The 19,094-nt window shown below is 39.6% G+C and carries 21 protein-coding genes, 1 tRNA gene and 1 pseudogene; 17 read left to right on the forward strand and 6 right to left on the reverse strand.

Annotated elements, in window-relative coordinates:
• Positions 1-78: 78 nt before the first annotated feature.
• Complete coding sequence (locus OA84_RS09735; RefSeq protein ID WP_039345356.1) at positions 79-1,389, reverse strand: alpha-amylase family glycosyl hydrolase; 1,311 nt, start codon at positions 1,387-1,389, stop codon at positions 79-81.
• 225 nt (positions 1,390-1,614) lie between these two features.
• Between OA84_RS09735 and OA84_RS09740 the strand changes: the two are divergent.
• A pseudogene (locus OA84_RS09740) lies at positions 1,615-2,409 on the forward strand (glycosyltransferase family 32 protein); the annotation flags it as partial.
• A gap of 195 nt (positions 2,410-2,604) precedes the next feature.
• Here the strand turns inward: OA84_RS09740 and OA84_RS09745 are convergent.
• The 4 genes from OA84_RS09745 to OA84_RS11500 all read right to left on the reverse strand — a co-directional run bounded on the left by OA84_RS09745 (position 2,605) and on the right by OA84_RS11500 (position 3,865).
• On the reverse strand, positions 2,605-2,880 hold the full coding sequence (locus tag OA84_RS09745; protein ID WP_039345362.1) for a hypothetical protein: 276 nt from the start codon (positions 2,878-2,880) through the stop codon (positions 2,605-2,607).
• Between the two features lie 218 nt (positions 2,881-3,098).
• A tRNA-Ile gene (locus OA84_RS09750) sits at positions 3,099-3,172 on the reverse strand.
• A gap of 76 nt (positions 3,173-3,248) precedes the next feature.
• Complete coding sequence (gene mce / locus OA84_RS09755; RefSeq protein ID WP_039345365.1) at positions 3,249-3,647, reverse strand: methylmalonyl-CoA epimerase; 399 nt, start codon at positions 3,645-3,647, stop codon at positions 3,249-3,251.
• 5 nt (positions 3,648-3,652) lie between these two features.
• On the reverse strand, positions 3,653-3,865 hold the full coding sequence (locus tag OA84_RS11500) for a hypothetical protein (RefSeq protein ID WP_156965061.1): 213 nt from the start codon (positions 3,863-3,865) through the stop codon (positions 3,653-3,655).
• Positions 3,866-3,883: 18 nt separating this feature from the next.
• On the opposite strand from OA84_RS11500, the gene rbfA reads away from it, so the two are divergent.
• The 8 genes from rbfA (at position 3,884) to OA84_RS09795 (ending at position 11,982) form a co-directional block, all read left to right on the forward strand.
• Positions 3,884-4,246 (forward strand): 30S ribosome-binding factor RbfA, encoded by a 363-nt coding sequence (gene rbfA / locus OA84_RS09760; RefSeq protein ID WP_039345368.1) that lies wholly within the window; start codon positions 3,884-3,886, stop codon positions 4,244-4,246.
• A 21-nt stretch (positions 4,247-4,267) separates the two neighbouring features.
• Positions 4,268-5,479 (forward strand): ABC transporter permease, encoded by a 1,212-nt coding sequence (locus OA84_RS09765; RefSeq protein ID WP_039345370.1) that lies wholly within the window; start codon positions 4,268-4,270, stop codon positions 5,477-5,479.
• Positions 5,480-5,633: 154 nt separating this feature from the next.
• Entirely contained in the window at positions 5,634-6,740 is a 1,107-nt protein-coding gene (locus tag OA84_RS09770) for an endonuclease (protein WP_039345373.1), read from the forward strand.
• A gap of 117 nt (positions 6,741-6,857) precedes the next feature.
• On the forward strand, positions 6,858-7,586 hold the full coding sequence (locus OA84_RS09775) for a shikimate dehydrogenase family protein (protein WP_039346041.1): 729 nt from the start codon (positions 6,858-6,860) through the stop codon (positions 7,584-7,586).
• Positions 7,587-7,655: 69 nt separating this feature from the next.
• On the forward strand, positions 7,656-9,725 hold the full coding sequence (locus OA84_RS09780) for a DUF349 domain-containing protein (protein WP_084060902.1): 2,070 nt from the start codon (positions 7,656-7,658) through the stop codon (positions 9,723-9,725).
• A 69-nt stretch (positions 9,726-9,794) separates the two neighbouring features.
• Positions 9,795-10,316: a hypothetical protein gene (locus tag OA84_RS09785; RefSeq protein WP_156965062.1), complete on the forward strand. Its 522-nt coding sequence runs from the start codon at positions 9,795-9,797 to the stop codon at positions 10,314-10,316.
• Positions 10,317-10,351: 35 nt separating this feature from the next.
• Positions 10,352-11,374 (forward strand): bifunctional diaminohydroxyphosphoribosylaminopyrimidine deaminase/5-amino-6-(5-phosphoribosylamino)uracil reductase RibD, encoded by a 1,023-nt coding sequence (ribD, locus tag OA84_RS09790; RefSeq protein ID WP_039345377.1) that lies wholly within the window; start codon positions 10,352-10,354, stop codon positions 11,372-11,374.
• Between the two features lie 2 nt (positions 11,375-11,376).
• Positions 11,377-11,982: an IMPACT family protein gene (locus OA84_RS09795; RefSeq protein WP_039345380.1), complete on the forward strand. Its 606-nt coding sequence runs from the start codon at positions 11,377-11,379 to the stop codon at positions 11,980-11,982.
• Here the strand turns inward: OA84_RS09795 and OA84_RS09800 are convergent.
• Complete coding sequence (locus tag OA84_RS09800) at positions 11,979-12,686, reverse strand: zinc metallopeptidase (protein WP_039345382.1); 708 nt, start codon at positions 12,684-12,686, stop codon at positions 11,979-11,981. The genes OA84_RS09795 and OA84_RS09800 overlap by 4 nt on opposite strands.
• A 109-nt stretch (positions 12,687-12,795) precedes the next feature.
• Here OA84_RS09800 and OA84_RS09805 point away from each other — a divergent pair, with 109 nt between their 5' ends.
• The 8 genes from OA84_RS09805 (at position 12,796) to nuoF (ending at position 18,975) form a co-directional block, all read left to right on the forward strand.
• Positions 12,796-13,944 (forward strand): hypothetical protein, encoded by a 1,149-nt coding sequence (locus OA84_RS09805; RefSeq protein ID WP_039345384.1) that lies wholly within the window; start codon positions 12,796-12,798, stop codon positions 13,942-13,944.
• The gene (locus OA84_RS09810) at positions 13,941-14,129 is read left to right on the forward strand and encodes a hypothetical protein (protein WP_039345386.1); all 189 of its coding nucleotides are present in this window, start codon (positions 13,941-13,943) and stop codon (positions 14,127-14,129) included. Before OA84_RS09805 ends, OA84_RS09810 begins: the two co-directional genes overlap by 4 nt.
• Positions 14,130-14,203: 74 nt before the next feature.
• Entirely contained in the window at positions 14,204-14,575 is a 372-nt protein-coding gene (locus OA84_RS09815; protein ID WP_039345388.1) for an NADH-quinone oxidoreductase subunit A, read from the forward strand.
• A gap of 23 nt (positions 14,576-14,598) precedes the next feature.
• A complete protein-coding gene (locus OA84_RS09820) occupies positions 14,599-15,159 on the forward strand; it encodes an NADH-quinone oxidoreductase subunit B (protein WP_039345390.1) in 561 nt (186 codons plus the stop codon).
• Between the two features lie 4 nt (positions 15,160-15,163).
• Positions 15,164-15,658, forward strand: coding sequence for an NADH-quinone oxidoreductase subunit C (locus OA84_RS09825; protein ID WP_039345392.1), 495 nt, complete (start codon positions 15,164-15,166; stop codon positions 15,656-15,658).
• 42 nt (positions 15,659-15,700) lie between these two features.
• Positions 15,701-16,924 (forward strand): NADH-quinone oxidoreductase subunit D, encoded by a 1,224-nt coding sequence (locus OA84_RS09830; protein ID WP_039345394.1) that lies wholly within the window; start codon positions 15,701-15,703, stop codon positions 16,922-16,924.
• A gap of 164 nt (positions 16,925-17,088) precedes the next feature.
• Positions 17,089-17,598: an NADH-quinone oxidoreductase subunit NuoE family protein gene (locus OA84_RS09835; protein WP_039345398.1), complete on the forward strand. Its 510-nt coding sequence runs from the start codon at positions 17,089-17,091 to the stop codon at positions 17,596-17,598.
• A 12-nt stretch (positions 17,599-17,610) separates the two neighbouring features.
• Entirely contained in the window at positions 17,611-18,975 is a 1,365-nt protein-coding gene (nuoF, locus tag OA84_RS09840) for an NADH-quinone oxidoreductase subunit NuoF (protein ID WP_039345401.1), read from the forward strand.
• Positions 18,976-19,094: the final 119 nt, after the last annotated feature.

A 19,094-nucleotide genomic window follows, 5' to 3' on the forward strand; every position in this document is an offset into this window, starting at 1 on the left:
ATTTTAAAATGCTGAAAAAAATCATAAGAAACTTAGAAAGCTAAAACCGAAAAAAAATGCCCACATAAGGCTGAAAATTTAAATTTCACAATGTAAAACAACGAAAGACCACGGCGAAAGTTCCAGTTTCAGCTTTTCCGAAATATTTTTAGTTTCACCGGTAAAAAGGTTTTTATATTCACCGGATTCTTCCGAAGTATCGAAATTGACAAAGACATTTTCTCTACTTAAATTAAAGAAAGCCAACAATTTGTCGCCATTTTTTTCGCGCGAAAAAGAAACGACTTCGTCCATTCTGTCGTTTACAATTCTGATCATTTCACCGCCAAAAATTCCGTTCCAAAGCGCCTGATTTTTGTGTTTTAGCTCAAACAGCAGCGTGTATAATTTTTCATTTTCGTGAGATTTCCATTTAATCGGATCTTTTTCAAAAAATTTCAGCGAACGGTCCAGTCCGGCTTCCTCGCCGTTGTAAACCAGCGGGATGCCGTCCATTAACATGCTGAAAACTCTGGCAGCTTTCAGCGCCGGCCCAAAATTGCTTTGGGGAGTTCCTTCCCAGGAATTTTTATCGTGGTTATCGATGAAATTCAAACGGATGCCTTCTTTCGGGAAAATTGAAACGTGTTCCGCCAGATACGCTTCACTCAGCGTTCTCGCGCTTTTGTTGTAAATAGCAATTTGGTGTAGAATATTCCATAAGGTCCAGTTATAGGTGGCGTCGAATGCTTTCCTGTGAAGTTCTCTGTCTTCAGCTTCCGCGAGCATAAACACAGGTTTAATTTCTTCGAGTTCCAGACGCACATTTTCCCAAAAATCCAGCGGTACAAAACTCGCTACGTCGCAGCGGTAACCGTCAATATCATATTTTTTCACCCAAAATTTCAGTGCGTCCGTCATATATTTTCGCAAATCCGGTTTGCTGTAATCGAAATCGATAATGTCGTCATAATCGCGCCACGGTAACGATTGAAAATCACCGGACTCCGATTTTTTATACCATTCCGGATGACTTTTTACCAAATCATTATCCCAACTGCTGTGGTTCGCCACCCAATCCAAAATCACATACATTCCTTCTTCATGAATAGCTTTCACCAGATGACGAAAATCTTCTGCTTTCCCAAATTCCGGATTTACACCAAAATAATCGCGTACTGAATAAGGACTTCCGAGCGTTCTTTTCCGGTTTTTAATTCCGATGGGCTGAATTGGCATTAGCCAAATAATATCGATTCCCATTTTCTTCAGCCGGTGAAGTTCTTTTTCAATGGCTTTAAATGTCCCTTCTTCTGAAAACTGGCGAATATTCAGTTCATAGAGTGTGGCGTTTTTCAGCCAGTCCGGATTTTTTAGCTGAACGTATTTTTGGGGTTGATAGTGGGACATGAGCTAATTGTTAATGGTTAATGGTAAATTGTTAATGCTTTAAGCTGTAGGCTTTAAGCTATGCGCAAGTTGCTTAAAACTGGTAATAGTAAGTAGACAGCTGATTGCTTAAGGCTTACGGCTTATTTTCATCTTCATTTAATCCAAATTTATAACAAAACGAATTAGGTTTGATCTTTGCTGATGAAAATACAGCTGTTTAGCAGTTAAAAAAACTTCGATAAACTTCTCAAAAATTATTTTATGATTCCGAAAAAGATTCATTACTGCTGGTTTGGCGGGCACGAAAAAACCGAGCTGGCGCAACATTGCATTGCTTCCTGGAAACGGATTCATCCCGATTTTGAAATAATAGAATGGAACGAAAGCAATTCGCCGATCTTCGATAATGCTTATGTTAAAGAAGCGTTTGCACAAAAAAAATGGGCTTTTGTCTCAGATTATGTGCGGTCGAAAGTCATGTTTGAACACGGCGGAATCTATATGGATACAGACATGGAGCTAAAACTTCCGCTTAATGAATTCCTACATGAACAGGCGGTTTGCGGATTTGAGGTGAAAGGCGTTCCCTACTCCGCGTTCTGGATGGCCGAACCCCATCATCAATTGGCGCGAGATTTTATGGACTATTATAATGTTCAGGACGGTTTTGTAGAGCGCATCAATACCGATATTTTTTCTGAAATGCTGGAAGATATGTACGGTGCCGACCGTTATAGCGATACAATTCAGCATCTGAAATACGGTGTAAAGCTTTATCCGTCGGTTTATTTTTCGCAGGATTTACCGAAAAATTATGTGAGTCACCATTTCAGCGGTTCATGGTTTGGCGGTGATTCTGAAAACACCCATAAAAAGATGGTGAATGTTTACGGACTTTTAGAGAGGCTGGTAAACTATCCGGATGCCGCAAAAGCAGTGAAAAGTATTTTAGATGAACACAAAATTATCGACGTAAAAGATATTTTAGACCTGATTCCGCGGGAAAAAATTGAGGAATATTTGAAAAGAAGTGATTAGTAAGTAGTAATCAGTGGTCAGTGGTCAGTGGTCAGAATAGAGATTAAAAATTTTGTAAACAAAAAGTTCTAAAGCCAAAAACTCTAGAACTTTTTGTCGAATTTAAATTAGAAAAATTCGGGATTATTTTGAGGTTTTTTTTGATTTTTTAAATTAGCAAAATAAACTCGTTAAGGTTTATATTAATTAAATATCTCAGTTTAATTCAGCCAGATTTTCGCCGTTGATACCGAAGATTTTTACGTCATCTGGCAAAATATGTTCGCGCAGATTCTGTAAAAATTTAGCGCTGCGTTTGCCGTATACTCCCGGATCAATAACGATAGCGGAAAGATTTTCGGTTTTGCAGATGTTGAAAATACTTTCAGTTTCTTTCGGACGGATAATTTGAAAACGGCGTTTGGTAAAATATTTACGAAGGCGCTGAAGCGGCTGTGTTTGATTTTCTATAACAAGTATTTTGCTTTTCATAATGTGCTTTTTGATGTGAAGTCAAAAAGCGTTCCACGTATTAAATAACACATCCTGTGCAGTTTAAAAGTTAATAGAATTTTTCAATAACTGTTATAGCAGCGCCGATTTTGGTTAAAATTTAAGCAGTTTTTTAGTTGTTATTTAAGCATTTTTTCGGTTTAGATGTATAATAAAAAACACCTACAAGGCTGTAAGTGTTTAATTTCCAATTATTGTGGCCCCACTTGGGCTCGAACCAAGGACTTGCTGATTATGAGTCAGCTACTCTAACCAGCTGAGTTATAGGGCCTAACTTTTTTCCGAAGAAATAGAAGTCTCAATTGGGTTTGCAAAAATAACGCTTTTTTGAAAAAATCAAAAATTATTTAGCCTTTTTCCTGACAAAGTTCTACCAAAATACCATTTGTAGATTTCGGATGCAGAAAAACTACAAGTTTATTATCAGCGCCATCTTTCGGTGTTTCGGAAATGAAAATAAAACCCAAGTTTTTCAAACGCGCGATTTCAGCTTCAATATCATCCACTCCAAAAGCGATGTGGTGAATTCCTTCGCCACGTTTTTCAATAAATTTTGCGATGGGACTTTCGGGATTTGTAGCTTCCAAAAGTTCAATTTTGCTTTCGCCAAGAGCGTAAAATGATGTGGTAACACCTTCGCGTTCTACGGCTTCCTGTTTGTAATTTTCTTTACCGAGCAATCTGGCAAATAATTCGTCGGATTTTTCTAAGGATTTTACGGCGATACCGAGGTGTTCTATTTTCATTTTTTTTAGAGGTTGATGTGGGATGTTGCACCTTTAAACTTTAATGTTGCATCTTGAGTCTTCAGCGCGCTGTCGCGTGAGGGCGGAGTGCATTGTTGGAGCTCTTTTTCGGCGGCGGCTCCGCCGCCGCCGAAAAAAGCGACTGCACGCAGACCGACCTTTTTTCGCTTTGGCCAAAAGCGCCGGCAAAAAAGGGCACGCCCAAATAATTCAAACAAAAATAGTAAATTTGCACCATGAACGAAAGCAACCGACAAAGAAAAGTCGCACAGATTATACAGGAAGATTTTGCTGAATTTTTCCGCAAACAGGCTTCGGAAAGCAAACAGAATTTTTTGATCAGCGTTTCGGACGTGAAAGTTACCGCGGACCTGAGCATTGCCAAAATTTATTTGAGTATTTTCCCGGCGGAATTCCGTGCGGCGATTATGAAAGAAATCAACGAAAATAAGGCGCATTACCGCAATTTTATTGGACAAAAAATGGGTAAACAGGTGCGAATAATTCCGGAGCTGAATTTTTATCTGGACACGACTTTGGATGACGTGGAGAAAATTGAAAAAGAATTGAAAGGCCTGGGCGACAACCCGGTTCTGTAATCTGTTTTTAAATTTTTTTCCTTGAAAAACACCTCATTTTACATCGCAAGCCGCTATCTTTTGGCGAAAAAAGGCAGTACCGCAGTCACTTTTATTACGTGGCTCGCCGCGGTGGCCATGCTGGTTGCCGTAGCCGCGATGTTTATTATTATTTCGGTTTTTTCGGGGCTTGAAGATTTAAACCAGGATCTGATCGCAAATCTGCACTCCGACCTGACAATAAAAAACACGAAGGGCAAAACACTTTCGGATATCGATAAAGCCACAAAAATTCTGGCTAAAAACAAGGAAATTGCGCATTTTTCTAAAGTCATTGAAGAGAAAGCCTACGTGCGCTACCGCGAAAACGGTGATATTGCAAACTTGCGCGGCGTAGATTCGGCGTACATTTTCGTAAACCCGATCAACGAAAACATTTTTTACGGCACCTACCCGAGTTTTAAATATTCCAACGAAGTGCTGATGGAAAATAAGCTGGATAACCGTCTGACAATTCCTATTGGTGAAGGTTCGGAATACGCCACGGTGCTGATGCCGAAACCCGGAACCGGAATTATCAGCAAAGAAGAAGATATTTTTACGAAACGCGAAATTTTTGTATCCGGTGTTTTTCCCGGAAATGATCAACTGGATAATACCATAATTTCACCGATAGAACTGGTTCAGGAACTTCTGAACTTGCCGAAAAATGCGGCTTACGAAATCGTAATTAAACTACACAATCCGGAAAAAGCTGATGAGGTAAAAGCAGAACTTGCGCAATTGCTAGGCGGTAAATACGACATTAAAACAAAAAAAGAGGAAAACGCGGCGTTCTGGAAAATGATTAATACCGAAAAACTCTTTATTTACCTCATTTTCATGCTCGTGATTTTTATTACGACTTTCAATTTGGCGGGCGCGATTATCATTTTGCAACTCGATAAAAAAGAGCAGGCAAAATCGCTGCTTTCGTTGGGAATGAATTTAAAGTCGCTGCGAAACATTTACTTTTATACGGGAATCCTGATTGTATTTTTCGGAATTGTTTGCGGCTTATTAGTTGGGACAGCTGTTTGTTATCTGCAGATCAATACCGGAATTTTCAAAGCTGGCTCGAATACTGATTTGGCTTTTCCGGTGCGCGTAACTTTTCTGAATTACGTCATCGTGAGTGCAACAGCCGCAGTTTTCGGTGTTGCGATTGCAAGAATTTTTTCTAAGGTCAATAAAAGACATTTCAAGCTGAACTAAAAAAAATTTTTACCTTCTTAATAAGCATTTTTTTCGTTTTTAAACGTGAAAAAAAGTCCCATTTACCACCGAAAAAATTTCAATTAAATTTCACCAAATCCGGCGGAATTTATTTTTTTAAGTAACTTTGACGTTTAAATTTTATCTAAAAAATATGAAAAAATACATTACTCTTTTTCTCGGTTTTCTCTTCTCAATCACACTAGCGCAGGCGCCTGCAGGCTATTACGACGGCACGGCAGGTTTAACAGGATACGCGCTGAAAACAAAACTCAGCACCATTATTTCCAATGGCGCGCTCGACCTCGGTTACGGCGGTTTATGGACAACTTACGCAACGTCCGATGTAGATAAATACTACGAAAACGACGGTACTTTGCTTGATATGTATTCTGAAAAACCTGTTGCTGCGGACGCTTATAACTTCAGCATCGGGTCTTCCAATGACGGTGGCGACCAATGCGGTTCTGCGAACCAAAACAGAGAAGGTTTTTGTTACAACCGCGAACATTCTTTGCCGAAAAGTTATTTCGGTGGACAAATCGCGCCGATGGCAAATGACGCGCATTTCGTGGTTCCCTCCGATTATTATGTAAACAGCCAGCGCGGGAATTATCCGTACGGCGAAACTATTGCGCCGGTTTGGGTTTCTACCAACGGAAGCGAAATCGGACCTTCGAATTTTCCGGGTTATAGCGGGACAATTTTTGAACCTATCGATCAGTTTAAAGGTGATTTCGCGAGAATGCACCTCTACTTCGTAACGCGTTACGAAAGCAAACTGGCTTCTTTCAGCGATTTCCAGAGCGACCAAAATCCGCTTGACGGAACAACAGACCGCGGCTACAAACAGTGGTACATCAATTTATTGTTAAAATGGGCGGCGAAGGACCCAGTTTCGCAAAAGGAAATCGACCGCAACAACGCGATTTACGCAAGACAGCAAAACCGTAATCCGTTCATCGATCATCCGGAATGGATTAGCATGATTTGGAAATCTACCCTTTCCAGCAGTGAAGTTTTGGCGACTAAAAAATCAATTTCCATTTATCCGAATCCGGTGAGAAATGGGGAACTTCATTTAACCGGACTTGGTTTAAATGAGATTTCTGCAGTTGAAATCTACTCAATGGACGGAAAGTTAATCCAGACTGTGGAGCAAAACTTTAAAAATTCCGGAAGTATTTTGCTGAAAAACCGAACTAAAGGTTTGTATATTTTAAAAGCCGGTTCCCAAAGTTTAAAATTCATCGTCGAGTAATTTTAGAAAAATTTGCCGTTAAAGCAGTTAATTTTTAAAATTTGAGTGAAGCAAAAACAATTTTAGAAAATCAGAAAGACTAGCATTTTGCCGGTCTTTTTTTATTATTTTTGAATGATGGAGGAAAAAGTAAAATTCGGGCTGATTGGAAGAAATATTTTCTACTCGTTTTCAAAAAAATATTTTGAAGAGAAATTTTCCGAGCTAAAACTGCCAAATTTTTCATATTCTATTTTCGATTTGAAAGAGATTTTGGACGTACAGGAAATCTTTGAAATTGAAAATCTGCGCGGTTTTAATGTCACGATTCCTTATAAAGAGCAAATAATTCCTTTTTTGGATGAATTAAGTGACGAAGCTGAAAAAATTGGCGCTGTAAATACAGTTTTATTTAAAAACGGAAAAAAAATCGGTTATAACACCGATGCTTTTGGTTTTGAAAATACCTTGCTTCTGCACAAAAATCCGAAACAAAAATCGGCGCTGGTGCTAGGAAATGGTGGCGCTGCAAAAGCCGTAAAATATGTTCTGGAAAAGCACCAAATTCCGTATCAAACTGTTTTCCGGAACGGAAAGATAAACTTCAAAAATCTGCCAAAAGAGGCGGTAAATTCTCATTTAATTATCGTGCAATGCACACCGGTGGGCACGTTTCCGAACGTTTCAGATTCGGTGGATTTCCCTTTTGAAAACCTTTCCGCGGAGCATCTGGTCATCGACCTTATCTATAATCCTGCAGAAACCGAATTTCTGAAAAAAGCTGCGGCGCAGAAAGCTACAACGGTAAATGGCGAAAATATGCTGAAAATGCAAGCAGAAAAAGCCTGGGAAATTTGGAACATTTAAAAAAATTAGGTTAATTTAGTGCACAGTTTGCCAAGCTTGCGGCAACTTCAACAAAAAAAACAGTTTGCTATGATTACAGAAGATTCTCTTTCTGACAAACCCGGAAAAGAAACGCCGGTTGACCAATTTTTAACGGAAACAACTTCCGAACAAACTTCCGGAAACGAAACTGAAATGACTGCTGAAAACACTTCAGAAGAAAATTCTGCGGCACAAACAGCCGAATTTCCTGAAAATTCAGAGGTTCAAAATGAAGAAAATTCAGTTTTAAGTTTCGAAAATTCTGCTGATGATGTAAATGTTTCGGAAAATCAGGAAAATTTGCTAAATAACAAGGAAATTTCTGAGCAAACAGCAATTGAAAATTCCGAAGAAGCCGAAACTGATTTAGCAGAAATTATGGCCCAAGAGCCGGAAATAACTGCAGAAGTTCAGGAAAAAACAAAAGAGCCGGAAGATAAAATGAGTTTCGCACATCTGTCTTTAGCAGAAGTTTTAGCAGAGATGGAAAGCATTACAAAAATGGACGACGGCGCCGCGCATTACCGAAAATTTAACCAGCTGAAAGAAGAAGCAAACCAAAGAATTCTGGAGGAAAACAACATTCTGAAAGCAGATTTCGTGGCGGAAGGAAATCCGGAAGAACTTTTCACAGCACACAATGCTTCACAGGGAAAACTTTCTGCTATTCTGCACAGTTTCCGCGAGAAAACCGACAAATATCATCAGCAACAGGAGCAAAACCAAAGTGCAAATCTGGAGCACCGCCAAAGGATCATTGACAAGCTTAAAAATCTTTATACTAACACCGAAGCCGGAACCAACCTTTTTAAAGCCATCCGCGAGATAAAAGATGAATGGAAAAACGCCGGACAAGTTGCCAAATCGGAATTTAAGCTTCTGAATAACAACTATTTCCACCATTTAAACCAATTCTATCAAATGCTTGATATGAATAAGGAATATATGGAACAGGAATTTGCGCATAATCTGGAAAAACGCACCCATATTATTGAACGTGCTAAGGAACTTCTTACAGAACCTTCGGTTCAGAAAGCACTAAATGAGCTGCAATACCTTCACAAACTGTGGAAAGAAGAAGCAGAACCGGTTGCGGAAGAATTCCGTGAAAAAACCTGGGATGAATTTAAGGAACTTTCGAATAAAATTCATGACCGGAAATCTGAACTTAATGAGCAGCTTGAAAAAGAACTGAATGAAAATTTGGCCAGAAAGAACGAAATAATTGAAGAACTGAAAAAACTGGTTTCTCCGGCAAAAGAAGTGAACCACAGTTACTGGCAAAACGCGATTAACAAAGTGGAAGAACTGCGCACCGAATTTTTGCGTTTAGGCAATGTTCCGCGAAAATTTTCGAACCAAAACTGGAATGATTTCAAGCAAAATCTGCGCAGCTTCAACGTCAGCAAAAACGAGTTTTATAAAGGCTTAAAAAATTCTCAGCAAACCAATCTGGATGAAAAACTGAAATTAATCCAAACCGCAAAGGACAATATGCTGAGCGAAGACTGGGAAATTGCGGTTCCGCTTTATAAAAAACTGCAGGACGACTGGAAAAAAATCGGACATGTACCACGCAGCATGACCAACAAAGTTTGGGACGATTTTCGCGAAGCGTGTAACGTGTTTTTCAGCAATTACCGCGAGAAAAACAATACCGCGGGTGATAACTGGAAAGAAAATTTCAAAAATAAAAAGCAGCTTCTGGAGGAATTAAAAGCGATTGGTAATGAAGAAGGAAGCATTGAAAAAATTGAACAGATAAAAAACAGCTGGAATAATATCGGCAAAGTTCCGCGCGAGAAGATAAACATCAATACCGAGTTTAATAAAACGCTTCGCGAAAAACTGAAACTGAACCAAATCCATGAATACGACCTGAAAGAAGAAGGTTTAAGTGAAAATCAGCTGACCGATAAAGCAAGAAAAATTAAAAATCAAATTGCAGATTTGGAAGCTGAAGTGGTAAAAATGGAAAATAATTTAGGTTTTTTCAGCAATTCTTCACGCGAAAATCCGTTGCTAAAAGAAACCTATGCAAAAATCGATGAGAAAAAATCTCAGATTGAAACCATGAAAAAAAGCCTGCACAATATCGTCGCGGGCGAAAATTTTTAAAAAATGCTAAAAAACTTATTTTTAATCTTTCTTTTTTTAACAGCGTCTAATTTCAACGCACAGGAAAAAATGGATATGATTTCCGTTCCCGGGCCAATAGAATTACATGGAACAGAATTTTTTCTGTCCTGGAGTAAGCAGGCGTCTAAAACTTTAGTTCGCCAACAGTACCTGCCGCGTGAGGAAAAAATTGAAAACTTCACACAGTTGCTAGACATTTCTTATTTTAACAAGGAAATTGATATTGAACAGGCTGTTCGCCAAAAAGTAGAACAGATACAGGCTCGAGAAAAGACTGATAAACTTGCTAAAGTAAATGTTTCGCAAAACAAAGACGGGACAGAGTTTGTTGTAGATTATTTTATTTCGGAAACCCCTGCGGAAGGTGAACCATTTGTAGATTATGTCGTGGACCGGTTCGTAACTATTGAACATGGTTCAGGAAATACATTTTTAATTTTTTCTTACGTGAAACGTGCTTATAATAACATCAAATGGGAAGCGCGCGCTATGGCAAAAATGCGGGATGAAATCCTCATTAATGTAGTGGATTACAAGATTCCGACAATCAGGCTGAAAAATATTAAATAAAATTCAACACCCTAATTTGGGTGTTTTTTCATACCATGGACCATGAATTTTACATGCAGCGCTGCCTGGATCTCGCGTACAAAGCACTCGGAAAAACTTATCCGAACCCAATTGTCGGCTGCGTTATTGTTCATAACTGTGAAATTATCGGTGAAGGATTTCACGAAAAAGCAGGTGAAAACCACGCTGAAATTAACGCCATTAAATCGGTAAGAAATCCTGAATTGCTGAAAGAATCAACAATTTACGTTTCGCTGGAGCCGTGTTCACATTTTGGTAAAACACCGCCGTGCGCAAATAAAATTGTGGAAATCGGTTTTAAAAAGGTGGTTATCGGCTGTCTGGACTCCAATAAAGCGGTGAACGGAAAAGGTAAAAAAATAATCGAAGACGCAGGTATTGAAGTTATTTCGGGCATTTTGGAGCAAAAATGTAAGATTGCCAACAAGCGCTTTTTTACCTTTCAGGAGAAAAAAAGACCCTTCATTGTGCTGAAATGGGCGGAATCCGGTGATGGTTTTCTAGACCAAAATCGGCAGCCGACACAAATTGGAAATTATTTGACGAAGCAATTTGTACATCAGCTCAGAAGTCAGGAAGAAGCAATTTTGGTAGGTACAAAAACAGCTTTAACAGACGACCCAAGCTTAACTACACGTGAGATTGAAGGAAGAAATCCCATTCGCATTCTGCTGGACCTGGATTTAAAAGTTCCGGAAAACTTCAAAATATTTAATGGTGAAGCCAAAACCATCGTTTTCAATACGAAAAAAAATTCCGTGCTAAAGGACCTGATTTTTGTAAAAATCAACCGTGAAAATGTGGCGGAAGAAATGCTGAAGCATTTATATGAACTGCAAATTCAGTCTGTTCTGATTGAAGGTGGCGCATTTACTTTGCAGCAATTCATCAACAATAATCTTTGGGATGAAGCAATCATCATTAAGAATGAAAACCTGCGTTTAGAAAATGGAACAAAAGCGCCAACACTTTCGTCAAAACCGGAAAAAGTGCTTAAAATGCGGCAGAATTTTGTAGAATTTTACCAAAATTTTTAAGCGTGGAGTTTTCATTTGAAACGATAAAAGCCCCGGTAGAAAATATTTTTTTCCGGGAAAAAGGGAGCAAATTTATCGGTTTTGCTATTCCTGTCCGTAATGATGCTGAAATAAAGGACGCATTGCAGCAAATAAAAGAAATCCATCCAAAAGCTACGCATCACTGTTACGCTTTTCGCCTGGGCATTAACGGTGAAAATTACAGGGCTAATGACGATGGCGAACCTTCGGGCAGTGCGGGTTTACCAATTTACAACCAATTGCTAGCGCATAATCTTACTAATACTTTGGTAATTGTTGTTCGGTATTACGGCGGAACGAAACTGGGTGTTTCAGGTTTGGTTCGGGCTTATAAAGAGTCGGCGAGAGCAGCTTTGGCAGAAGCAGAAATCATTACCGAAGAACTGCAAAGCGGAATTGAAATTTCGTTTGACTTTTCACAACAGAACGTAATTTTCACCTTGCTGAATAAATTTAACGCTAAAATCCAGGATTTTATAACTGAAGAAAAATGCACAATTAAGGCGGTAATAAAATCGGCTGAAAAAGAAAGCATCTCAAACCAACTGGCTGAGATGCAAAATATTTCTTTTAAGTTTTTGGATTAATCCCTTCGTCCCATCAGCATTGAAGCCCAATAAAGAAGCTGTGCCAATGACCCTAAAGCTGCTACCACGTAGGTTCTTGCTGCCCAGGTTAATGAATCTTTCACGCCAACATATTCTTCGCTTGTCACGGTACCGGTATTTTTTAACCAAACCATCGCGCGTTTACTTGCGTCATATTCCACCGGTAAAGTTACGAAGGCGAAAAGCGTTGTCACCGCAAATAATGCCACACCGATTGCTAAAACTGTGGTATTTCCGTTTGGATTTTCAATGGTTCGCGTTGCGCCCATTAAAACGATACCTGCGATTAAAACAAACTGCATCAAATTGGAACTAATGTTTACCATCGGAACCAGTTTCGAACGAAGTTGCAACATCGAATATCCTACTGCGTGCTGCACAGCGTGTCCACATTCGTGAGCTGCAACTGCGGCAGCAGCTGCATTTCTCTGCATATAAACACCTTCAGATAAATTTACCGTTTTGTCTGCCGGATTGTAATGGTCGGTTAACTGCCCCGGAACTGAAATCACTCGTACATCATTGATATTATTGTCCCGCAACATTTTTTCGGCTATTTCTTTGCCTGATAAACCATTGCGCAAGTGGACTTGTGAATAGTGTTGGAATTTAGATTTCAACCGTGCCGACACTAACCAACTCACCAACATTGAAATCCCAATAATTAAATAATACCCTGTCATTCTTTCTATTTTTTCTGATTTTATAAATTCTTAGATAATAATAAAAAACGTGCCAAAATTTTGATTTTGCACTGAATCATTTATCTTTGTTTTTTCCAAATTGAACCTGATGTCTGTAGTTACAATTTTTGAAGTGAAAACTCAAAATGATTTAAAAAAATTCATCGAATTTCCGATGAATCTGTACAAAAATAATAAAAATTACGTTCCGCCTCTCATCAAAGATGAAGAAAACATCTGGAGCCCGAAAGAAAACGCAGCACTTAAATTTTCGGAGTTTAAAAGATTCCTCGCGCTGAAGGATAACAAAGTTGTCGGTCGTATCGCGGTGCTTATTAACTACAAAGAAGTTGAAGACCTGGGACACAGGAAAGTACGTTTTGGCTGGCTGGATTTCATCGATGATTTGGAAGTTTCAAAATCACTAATGAACAAAGCGGTTGAGTTCGCCAAAGAAAAAGATATGCAGATGATTGAAGGTCCTATGGGTTTCACCAATCTGGACAAAGCCGGAATGCTGACGATGGGTTTTGAAAAACTCGCCACAATGATCGGGCTTTACAATTTTCCGTACTATCCGGAACATTTAGAAAAATTAGGTTTAAAGAAGGAAAAAGAATGGGTGGAATATGAACTTCAATTTCCCGAAGTTCTTTCAGATAAAATCCAAAAATTTAGTGATTTAATCGCCGAAAAATATAAATTAAGCGTTCTGGAGTTTAAAAACAAACAGGAAATTTTACCCTATGTTTTCCCGATGTTTAAATTATTAGACCAAACGTATAAGTCGCTTTCGACGTATACACCGATCACCGACGAACAAATTCAAACGTACAAAGACAAATATTTTAATTTTATCGATAAGGATTATATTGTGTGTATCATTGATGAAAATAAGGAATTGGTTTCTTTCGCCATCACCATGCCGTCGTACTCCCTTGCGTTGCAAAAAGCGAAAGGTAAACTTTTACCTTTTGGCTGGTATCACTTCCTCCAGGCCGGTAAAAAAAATCTGCGCGCCAATTTCTACCTGATTGGTATTCATCCGGATTACCAAAGACGCGGTGTAACATCGCTTATCTTTAAAGAAATCTGGAAAAATTTCAGCAAAAAAGGGGTAAAATTACTCGAAACAAATCCGGAACTGGAAGAAAACAAAAGCGTACAGGTGCTTTGGCAAGACTATAATCCGGTGAACCACAAACGCCGCCGGACTTACGCGATGGACATCACCCCACAAACTCAACTTTTCCGATGAAAAAGCAGCTGTATTTTTACGTCATGATGATTATCGCTTTTATCGTTTACAACCAGTTTTTTCAGGTTGAAGACGAAAAGACCAACGCAGTCATCAATATTCTGTTTGCCAGCTTTTTATTTCTGTACATCGGCTATCTGGCCTACGAAGTTCTTAAAAGACTGAAAAATATCAGGAAAAAGTAAAACATAGTTTTGATGGATATAATTTTTTCTATTATACAATATTGCGTAAATTTGCACAAGTAAAAATATGTCTAATGAATGTTCCCGCTGATTATATCCCGATTTTTATTCAGATTGCTGTTGGTGCAGGTTTCGTTTTACTCTCCATCTTAGGAACCCATTTTTTAGGACCCCGCCAGAAAGCGGGTGACACCAAGAAAAATGAAAGTTTTGAATGTGGTGTTGATGTAGAAGGAAACGCCCGTACACCATTCTCTGTTAAGTATTTTCTTACCGCTATTTTATTCGTGCTGTTTGATATAGAAATTGTCTTTTTCTATCCTTACGCTGTAAACCTCCGCGAATTTGGTGTGGAAGGATTTTTAGCAGTTCTCACTTTCATCTCGATATTCTTCTTGGCGTTTATTTACGTTTGGAAACGCGGTGCATTGGACTGGGACAAATAGTTTAACAATTTTAAGAAAACAAGATGTCAGATAATAATAAACCAGTAATCCGGATGGACGCGGAAGCGCCGGAAGGTTACGAAGGCGAAGGTTTTTTCGCCACCAATCTCAGCAGTGTCATCGGTATGGCGCGTAAATTTTCTTTATGGCCTTTACCTTTCGCTACTTCATGTTGCGGTATTGAATTTATGGCAACCTTAAATCCAACTTTCGATGCGTCGCGTTTCGGAATGGAAAGAAACTCATTCTCACCACGCCAGGCAGATATGCTGATGGTGTGCGGTACCATTGCTAAAAAACTGGGTCCTGTTTTAAAACAGGTTTACACCCAAATGGCAGAACCAAAATGGGTAGTCGCAGTTGGAGCCTGTGCTTCCAGTGGCGGTATTTTCGATAGCTACTCTGTTTTACAGGGAATCGATAAAATTATTCCTGTTGACGTATATGTACCTGGATGCCCACCGCGCCCGGAACAGATTATCGAAGGAGTAATGCAGGTTCAGGCGCTGTGCGAAAGCGAAAGCATCCGCAGAAGAGATATGCCGGAATACAGAAAATTGTTGGAATCTTACGACATAAATTAAAGGAATGACAAACGAATTTGTGCTCGAAGCGATTACCAGAGAATTTCCCGAATCGCTGATTTCTTACGCTACACCTTACGATTTTTTAACTTTAGAAATTAAGAAAGAAGACATCAAAAAAGTGATTCATCACCTTCGAGATTCTTCGCTTCAAATTGACTTTCTTACCGATATTACCGGCATTCATTACCCGGAAATTCCCGAAAAAGAAATCGGTGTTATTTACCATTTGCATAATATGAGAACGAATTTCAGAATTCGTTTGAAAGCCTTTATGCCGCGCGAAAACGCGGAGGTAGACACCCTGACCGACCTTTATGCCGGCGCGAACTGGATGGAAAGAGAAACCTTCGAATTTTTCGGAATTAAATTTAAAGGTCATCCCGATTTACGTGTGATCCTAAACGTGGAAGATATGGATTATCATCCGATGTTGAAGGAATATCGCCTGGAAGACGGCACCAGAACGGACAAAGATGATAAAATGTTTGGCCGATAATTAATTTAATGCTTAAGAAATAAGCTTAAGCCATTTTTTATTATGAAAGATAACGCACTCTCTAATATACTCAGTCAGCAGGAATCCAGCGATCATATCGACGGACAGCTGTACACCCTGAACCTTGGTCCTACGCACCCGGCGACCCACGGTATTTTCCAGAATGTTCTGACCATGGATGGTGAGAAAATTCTGCATTCCGAGCAAACGATCGGATACATTCACCGTGCTTTTGAGAAAATTTCAGAAAGACGCAGTTTCACTCAAATCACTACGCTTACAGACCGTATGAACTACTGTTCAGCGCCCATCAACAACATGGGTTGGCACATGACAGTAGAAAAACTCATCGGTATTGAAATGCCGAAACGCGTAGATTATATGCGGGTGATTATGATGGAGCTTGCAAGGATTTCCGATCACCTGATCTGTAACGGTGTTATCGCAATGGATGCAGGTGCAATTACAGGATTAACCTATCTTTTCCAGGAAAGAGAAAAGATTTACAATATGTATGAAGAAGTTTGTGGTGCAAGATTAACCACAAACATGGGAAGAATCGGTGGTTTCGAAAGAGATTTCACGCCTAAATTCCACGAATTTCTTCAGGATTGGTTAAAGAAATTCCCGAAAATTTTCAGTGAATTCTGTGCTTTGAATGAAAGAAACAGAATTTTCATGGACCGGACCATTAAAGCCGGACCAATTTCAGCAGAACGCGCTTTAAGCTACGGTTTTACCGGACCAAATTTACGTGCGACAGGCGTTGATTATGACGTGCGCGTTGCTGATCCCTACTCTTCTTATCAGGATTTCGATTTTATAATTCCGGTCGGAACTTCCGGTGATACATATGATCGTTTTATGGTGCGTCAGCAGGAAGTTTGGGAAAGTTTGAAGATTATCGAACAGGCTTACAAAAATTTACCGGACGGTCCGTTCCACGCAGATGTACCGGAATTTTATTTACCGGAAAAAGCAGACGTTTACACTAAAATGGAAGCATTGATTTACCACTTTAAAATCGTGATGGGCGAAACCGATATTCCAAAAGGTGAAGTATATCATGCCGTGGAAGGCGGTAACGGCGAATTAGGTTTCTATCTTGTAAGCGATGGCGGACGAAGCCCATATCGTCTGCATTTTAGAAGACCGTGTTTCATTTATTACCAGGCTTACCCGGAAATGATCAAAGGCGGACCGATATCAGACGCGATTGTAACGATGTGTAGTATGAATGTAATTGCCGGCGAACTGGACGCATAAAAATTTAAAAAAATACCGGCTTTAAAGGCCAAATTTTTTAAATATCATTTTTTAGACAGTTTAAAAAAAATTAGAATTCAGGAAAAAATGCCGTTTTAGGCGGTAAAAAATAAAGTATAAAGTAAGATTCAGCCTGCTGAAACTTAGAATATAAAATATATAAAGTGAGCGAAAATATAGCTTTTCAACCTGAAACATTAGCTCAGGTTCAAAAAATAACCGAGCGATATCCGGCACAGCACAGAAAATCCGCATTGATTCCGGTGTTGCATTTAGCACAGAAAGAATTCGGTGGTTGGCTTCAGGTTCCTGTGATGGATTATGTGGCTGAACTTTTAGAAATTCAACCCATTGAAGTGTATGAAGTGGCGACATTTTACAGCATGTTCAACATGAAACCTGTGGGTAAATATGTTTTAGAAGTTTGCCAAACGGGACCTTGTATGCTGAACGGCAGCGATGAAATCATCCGCCACATCAAAGAAACGCTTCATATTGAAAACGGTGAAACCACAGCAGACGGTTTATTCACGCTGAAAACGGCGGAATGTCTTGGCGCCTGCGGTTATGCACCGATGATGCAGCTCGGCAAATTTTATCACGAACATTTAACGAAAGAAAAAGTAGACGAAATCCTGGAGCTATGCAGACAGGGCGCGCTTGCTTTGGATTAATTTATAAAACTGATGAGTAAAAAACTTTTACTTAAGCACGCACATGTAGAAGGCATCCGCACTTTCGATGTTTACCGTAAACACGGTGGCTACGAATCTGTGGAAAAAGCCCTGAAAATGGAACCAGACGCGATCACCGAAGAGGTGAAAACTTCCGGTTTAAGAGGACGTGGCGGCGCAGGTTTCCCAACTGGTTTAAAATGGAGCTTTTTGGCAAAACCCGAAGGCGTACCAAGATATTTAGTTGTAAATGCTGATGAATCTGAACCCGGAACTTTCAAAGACCGGTATTTGATGGAATATATTCCGCATCTTTTGATCGAAGGAATGATTGTTTCTTCTTACGCTTTGGGTGCAAACACCGCGTACATCTACATTCGTGGTGAATATTCCTGGATTCCGGACATTCTGGAAGCTGCGATTGAAGAAGCAAAAGCCGCTGGATTTTTAGGAAATAACATCCAGGGAACCGGATATAATTTAGAAATTTATGTTCACCGTGGCGCCGGCGCCTACATTTGTGGTGAAGAAACAGCACTTTTGGAATCGTTGGAAGGCAAGCGTGGAAACCCGCGTTTAAAACCGCCATTCCCGGCTGTTAAAGGTCTTTGGGCCTGCCCGACCGTGGTGAATAACGTAGAAACCATTGCCGCAGTTGTACCAGTCATTAATTTGGGTGGAGCGGAATATGCTAAAATTGGTGTCGGAAGATCTACCGGAACAAAATTGATTTCTGCCTGTGGAAACATCAATAAACCTGGAGTTTACGAAATAGATATGACCATCACTGTGGAAGAATTTATTTATTCTGATGAATATTGTGGTGGAATCCCGAACGGTAAGAGATTGAAAGCCTGTATTCCGGGTGGAAGTTCAGTACCAATTGTTCCCGCGAATTTATTGTTGAGAACAATTAATGGCGAACCGCGCTATATGAATTACGAATCTTTGGCTGAAGGTGGTTTTGCAACCGGAACCATGATGGGTTCAGGTGGATTTATCGTTTTAGACGAAGACCAGTCCGTGGTGAAACATACGATGTCTCTTTCGCATTTCTACGCACACGAAAGTTGCGGTCAATGTACGCCATGTCGTGAAGGAACGCCGTGGATGTTCAAAATTTTAAAGAAAATCGCGAGCGGTCAGGGAACAAGAAATGATATTGATTTGCTTTGGGACGTTCAGCGAAAAATTGAAGGAAACACGATTTGTCCGCTTGGTGACGCTGCGGCGTGGCCTGTGGCAGCAGCAATCCGTCACTTCCGTGATGAGTTTGAATGGTATATCGATAATCCGGACGCATTAACTGGAAATTATGGAATAGGAAATTATGATGTCCCAATCCCGATGCCTGAAAAAGCAGACGTTAATTCATAAATGGAAATAAGTTTTAGCTAAAAAAAGAAAAAAAAGCACGTTTCAGCCCGGAATTTTTATTAAAGGAAAACTTTAATGATATCTTAAATTTTTTCGGCGTTAAAACAGGTCATTTTTCA

It is taken from the genome of Kaistella solincola (genome assembly GCF_000812875.1).
Lineage (GTDB): Bacteria > Bacteroidota > Bacteroidia > Flavobacteriales > Weeksellaceae > Kaistella > Kaistella solincola.